This is a genomic window from Mycobacterium sp. (assembly GCF_049281135.1).
Lineage (GTDB): Bacteria > Actinomycetota > Actinomycetes > Mycobacteriales > Mycobacteriaceae > Mycobacterium.
The window spans coordinates 1-4,981 of sequence record NZ_JBAPRN010000108.1 but is presented as its reverse complement, the minus strand read 5'-3'; the positions used below and the strand labels follow the sequence as shown (position 1 = coordinate 4,981).

Genomic DNA, 4,981 nt, shown 5'->3' with positions numbered 1-4,981 from the left:
TATCAGCACCCGCGCCTTCGTGTTCGGTCTGATCGTCTTTCAGATCGCCGCGTCAGTGTGCTGGGAGTACTTCAAGTTCGTCATGGACGACCCGCTGTACCAGTTCAGCCCCGCGCCGACCATGATCTCCTATCCACTTCTCGGCGCCGCATTGATGTTCCGCCGGCGCTCCACCATCGGCCAAAACGTCACCATGTGGGCAACATTTACCGGCATGTGCGTGTTCTGGTTCCCCACCGCCTGGCTGTTCTACGGACCCGCCGCACACTCCGCGCAGTCCATCGCCGCCGGCGTCGTCGCCATCACCGGTGGAGCCATCATGACCTACCTCATCAGCGGCAAAACGCCCTGGTTCAAACGCACATCGCTGCCAACCGATCCGGCACCACCGGTGCTGGCGTCCGTGACTTAGGTAATCTCAGTTTCATCGCCACCCTGGACGACTAACTGTGGTCACGCAACCTCTCTTTCTTCAAGCCGCTACTAGGAGAAACGGCCCCGGAGATTTCCCGGGGGCCGTTTTCATGCCACTTGTGAACATTTTTGGGAACATTAGCGTCGGTAACGTTCTCTTGGGAACAAAGCGGATTCTGCGAAATTCGACTATATTAGCTGACCTATCTACTTGACTAAGAGTCGCTTTCGTCAGCGAGATTTCACCCTTTGCTGACATCAAGCTGCGGCAGCATGCTTTGCGGCGCTTCGACCATCGTTTGCCGAGCGCGGTTTTTCACCAATACGTTTCGGCGATTCCGTCGTGGCCGACGAGTCGGCTAGCAACGGCGATGGGGCGCCGATCATGATCCCGAACAAAGTGTTGAAAGTTTGGGTTCGGGCCTTGACCGCAGCGCGAAAGCGGGTACCAGCGCCATTAGCTCCCGGGGGCGCTGAATGCTCGCCTCGTAGAATCTGAGATCGTGTATCTCATAAACCGTGGATGCCTTCTGACGGATTTGGTAGCTTACCCGTATCTATGACCCGCAGATTGTGTTGAAAATACTCGACGGTCGCTCACCGAGCCTTCAGTTACCTTATTCCGCCGGATGCTGTTCTTGCGCGACCGCTGCCGCGTTCACCCGCTCGTGCTCGCCCCAACGCTGTGCTTCACGGTCCAGCATGCGCTGGCGGACGGGAGGTAGGAAGGACATGAATCGGTAGGCTGTCAGCTGGCCGAGGTGCCACTCCACGGCCTGGTCTTCTGGTACGGCCACGAAGTATGCGATACCACGGATGAGACCGATGTAGGCGAAGATCATGATCGTCGTTGCCACCCACTTCATCCACTCCGGCAGGGTGGAGTTCAGCGGCAGGAGGTGGATCCAGCCGATGCTGAACCAGGCGGTACCCATGCCGATCGGCGGGAGCACCAGAAACAGTGCCCGGTGCCACCCGTTGAGGCGCGATTCGAGGAACCAGATGAAGAACGCGATCGTCATGAACGACGCCCCGTTGATTGCGGCATACCAATACGGGAACGACAGCAAGGTGAATGGCTGGACCCCGTAGTACTGGTAGACGTGCATGAGAAGTCCAGGTGTCTCCATGACGGCGTCAGTCAGCGCGGCGATCAGGTAGATGTACATGACCTGCTTGACGGTGACGCCCCGCTTGAATAGCAGGTAAATGAAGTAGGGCTCTAGGCCCAGGAACGCCGCATAGCAGAACGGGATCAGCAGCGGAATGGAGATGCCGAAGTTCGTGAACACATACACTGGCAGATCGTTGGCCCAGCGTAGGTGACCGAGCAGGTCCAGCATCGGCTCAAGCAATGAGCAGACGAAGCCGCCGAAGATCAACAACAGCGGGAGCCAGTTCTTTATCTTGAAACCGGTGTAGAGCGCCCAGATCAGCGCGATGCTGACGATCAGCAGGCCCGCATACAGTGTGAAGAACCAGCCCGCGAAGGAGCCCGCGGAAAAATCTGACGGACTGGGCAAGATATTAGGCGGCATGTTGACGACCTCCGATGTCGTAGGACGCGCTCGCGTCACTCTCGATTTTTGACTTCATAGTGAATTCCATTCCTAGCTGCTCAAAGGGCGCCCTCACGACCTCAGATGCGGCGCGAACTGCACCGCACAACGTGCGTCAGGCGCTGGATTCCGGGGGAGCGATCATCAGCGTGCGCGGGCACGCCATGCGGCGACGAGTTCGGCGTTCTGGGCGGGTGTAGAACCATAGGTGACGATCTCGTCGGCCCCGGCGTCGATGTAGCGCCGCAGGTTGGTCACGCACTCGTCGACGGTGCCGATCGCGCTGCAGTCCCAGATGTACTCGTCCGGGATGACGCTGGCGACGTCCATCATCTCGTGGCGCTGGAACTCGCGGTCGGCCACTTGCGAGATGTTCTCGAACCGCTTGTGGTTGCGGATCTTGTCCAACAGGCCAAGGTCCCAGCCGTTCTCGGTCGCCAGTGCCTCACCGTAGCCGGGGTACTGCAGGTAGGTGACCATCCGGCCGTGCGCGATTGCGCGGGTCTCGAAATCAGAGAGGTTGGGGGCGGTGACGACCAGGGCGCCGACGCGGATCTCGTTGGGATCTCGGCCGATCTTCTCGCAGGCCTTGACGATGCGTTCCTTGGCGGCCGCAACGCCGGTCGGGTTCAGCATCGGGATGAGGATGACGCCGCCGGCCTTGGCGGCAGCGAACTCGGCACCCTTAGCGGCGCAGAAGCCACCGAACCAGATGGGCGGCGGGTTGCCGTGATAGGTCTCGGCGAACGACAGGTCGTCGAATTTTCCGACCGGCCCGTCGTAGTGGACGTGCTTGCCGTCCCAGAGTTCCCGCAGGATGTCGACGTAGTCGTTCATCTGGGGGAAGGTGGCCATCTTGATGCCGGAGCCTTTGAAGTAGCCGTTGTCGCCGCGGCCCAGACCCATGATGAACCGCTCGCCGTAACAGGCCTGCATGGTGGCGCCGAACGCGGCAGCTGTCCAAGGGTGCCGGGTGGTCGGATCGATGACACCCGTGCAGACGTCGAGCCGCGAGGTGCGCGCCGCAACCCCGGACAGGATCACATCGGACCACTTGATGTCGATCCGTTCCGAGAGCCAGATGCGGCGGTACCCGATCTTCTCGGCGTCCACACCGTCCTGGATGCCCTGCGCCGGTGTGCGTGAGACCGTATCGTGCTCGAATTCCTGCCGCCGAGAGGCGACCGCGCCGGCGATGATGAAGGCGCTCATGTCCTCGGCAACGGGGGGCAGGTCGGACTCGGCGGTCGCAGTGGTGGGGTCAGTGCTCATCTATTTCTCTCTTCTAGTCGAGGACGGTTTCGGCGCCCAGGTCGGTCACAAAGTCAGCGGCCTGAGCCACCATTCCGGCGAACATCTCATCGCCACGATCGGATTGAGCGATGGTCACCGAGATCCCCACGCTGAGCAGGAACACATACAGCGAGCTGACCCGCAGACTGGCCAGACAGGCGGCGTAGGAGAAGTCCTTCACGCCGGCCGCAAGCAGACCGTCATGGTAGCGCCGCAGCAGATCATCCTGGTTGGACCGTCGGTCGGTCGGGGGCAGGGAGCTGGACAGCCAGATGGCGGCGTCGATCAGCGGCGGGGCCAGTCGCACCGACTGCCAGTCGATGACCTTGGCCCGCAGCGCATCTCCCTCACCGCTGAACAGGACGTTGTCGAGCCGGAAATCGCCGTGCGCGACGACCAACGGTCCCCGCCAGGCCCTCGTCGGGTACTCCGCCCCCTTAGGTGCCAGCCGCTCGACAGCGGCGAGTTGGTGTGGTTCGAGGCGATCGGCGAAGCGTTCACGGAACGCCGGCAGCGCCGCGGGAACACCGTCGAACAGCAGCTGTGTCCGCGCGAGGGGGGCCAGCCAACCTAATTGGCGCATGCTCGTGGAATCCCAGAGATCGCCGTGCAGCCGGGCAATCTGATCCAGCGCCACCTCGGTCTGAGCGACGGTGCTACCGGCCACCGTGTCGCCGACCCGCCATCCCTGCGATAGGTCTTCGAGCAGCAGGGTGACGCGACCGGTTCCCGGCTCGAACGACGCCCAGTACTGCTTGGGAACGTCGATACCCGATTGATGCGCGATCTCCTGATAGAAGCGGACCTCCGCCTCGTAGGCGCCGATGGCCACGCCGAGTTGGCGGCTGCCGGCGTCCTGCGACGGCAGCTTCACGATCACCGATTCCGGTGCGTTGGGTGCCTCACCGTCGTAGCGGAGCTCGGCACGCGTGACGAGGCCGAACTGGCCGGTGCCGAACAGGTTCGCGTCGACTGAGGCCACCTTGCCGTCCGGACCCAGGGCGCCGCCTTCCCGCAGGGCCGCAGTGAACCACTCCGGGGTCAGGTCGTCGGTCGAGTCAGCCAGCGCGATGCCTACGGTCATCTCCGGGTCGTCTCCTGTCGCAATTCGGTACTCGGGGTCGGATATTTCCGTATGCTATACCGAAACATGAATTATCCGTATAGCATACGGAAAAGATTTTCCAGACAGTCAATCTGGGCAGAGAGTGAGCGATGCATGACGGATCACACGGGCCACGCCGTCGTCGTGACGGGCGGCGCCAGCGGCATAGGACGGGCGATCGCACGTCGGTTCGGCGCCGCAGGCGCCTTGGTCGTGGTGGCTGACCTGGACGACGCGGGCGCCAAATCGGTGGCCGCGGACATCGGGCCGGACGCCCGCTCAATCCGCTGCGATGTCACCGACGAGTCCCAGGTGAACGCCGCTGCGCAACTGGCGGTGCAGGAGTTCGGCAAGCTCGACGTGATGGTCAACAACGCTGGCATCTGCGTTCTGGGACCGCTCGTCGGACTCAGCGCCGAGGACTTCGAACGGATGATCGCGGTGAACCTGAAAGGCACGCTGTACGGCATCAAGGCTGCGGCATCGCGGATGCCGAACGGCGGAGCGATCATCACCACTGCATCGACGGCCGGCCTCAACGGCGCGCCGCTGCTCGGCGGCTACGGAGCCACCAAGGCCGGCATCATCAACTTGACGAAAACGGCCGCGG

The 4,981-nt window shown here is 62.4% G+C and carries 5 protein-coding genes; 2 read left to right on the top strand and 3 right to left on the bottom strand.

The features are described 5' to 3' along the window. Nucleotides 1–412, top strand: a 412-nt coding sequence (locus tag WAN02_RS04440) for a hypothetical protein (RefSeq protein WP_422262966.1), incomplete at its 5' end; no start/stop codon positions are given. 619 nt (nucleotides 413–1,031) lie between these two features. Here the strand turns inward: WAN02_RS04440 and WAN02_RS04435 are convergent. The 3 genes from WAN02_RS04435 to WAN02_RS04425 form a co-directional block, all read right to left on the bottom strand. Continuing rightward, nucleotides 1,032–1,952 carry a hypothetical protein gene (locus WAN02_RS04435; protein WP_422262965.1) on the bottom strand — a complete coding sequence of 307 codons (921 nt, stop codon included), beginning with the start codon at nucleotides 1,950–1,952 and terminating at the stop codon, nucleotides 1,032–1,034. A gap of 165 nt (nucleotides 1,953–2,117) precedes the next feature. Next, on the bottom strand, nucleotides 2,118–3,245 hold the full coding sequence (locus WAN02_RS04430; RefSeq protein WP_422262964.1) for a TIGR03857 family LLM class F420-dependent oxidoreductase: 1,128 nt from the start codon (nucleotides 3,243–3,245) through the stop codon (nucleotides 2,118–2,120). A 13-nt stretch (nucleotides 3,246–3,258) separates the two neighbouring features. Next, the gene (locus WAN02_RS04425; protein ID WP_422262963.1) at nucleotides 3,259–4,350 is read right to left on the bottom strand and encodes a phosphotransferase; all 1,092 of its coding nucleotides are present in this window, start codon (nucleotides 4,348–4,350) and stop codon (nucleotides 3,259–3,261) included. A gap of 135 nt (nucleotides 4,351–4,485) precedes the next feature. On the opposite strand from WAN02_RS04425, the gene WAN02_RS04420 reads away from it, so the two are divergent. Further along, nucleotides 4,486–4,981 (top strand): SDR family NAD(P)-dependent oxidoreductase (locus WAN02_RS04420; protein ID WP_422262962.1); only part of this gene is annotated, 496 nt, incomplete at its 3' end.

Coding starts and splice junctions, on each gene's coding strand:
- WAN02_RS04435 (WP_422262965.1), bottom strand. CDS start 1,952: ATGCCGCCTAATATCTTGCCCAGTCCGTCAGATTTTTCCGCGGGCTCC.
- WAN02_RS04430 (WP_422262964.1), bottom strand. CDS start 3,245: ATGAGCACTGACCCCACCACTGCGACCGCCGAGTCCGACCTGCCCCCC.
- WAN02_RS04425 (WP_422262963.1), bottom strand. CDS start 4,350: ATGACCGTAGGCATCGCGCTGGCTGACTCGACCGACGACCTGACCCCG.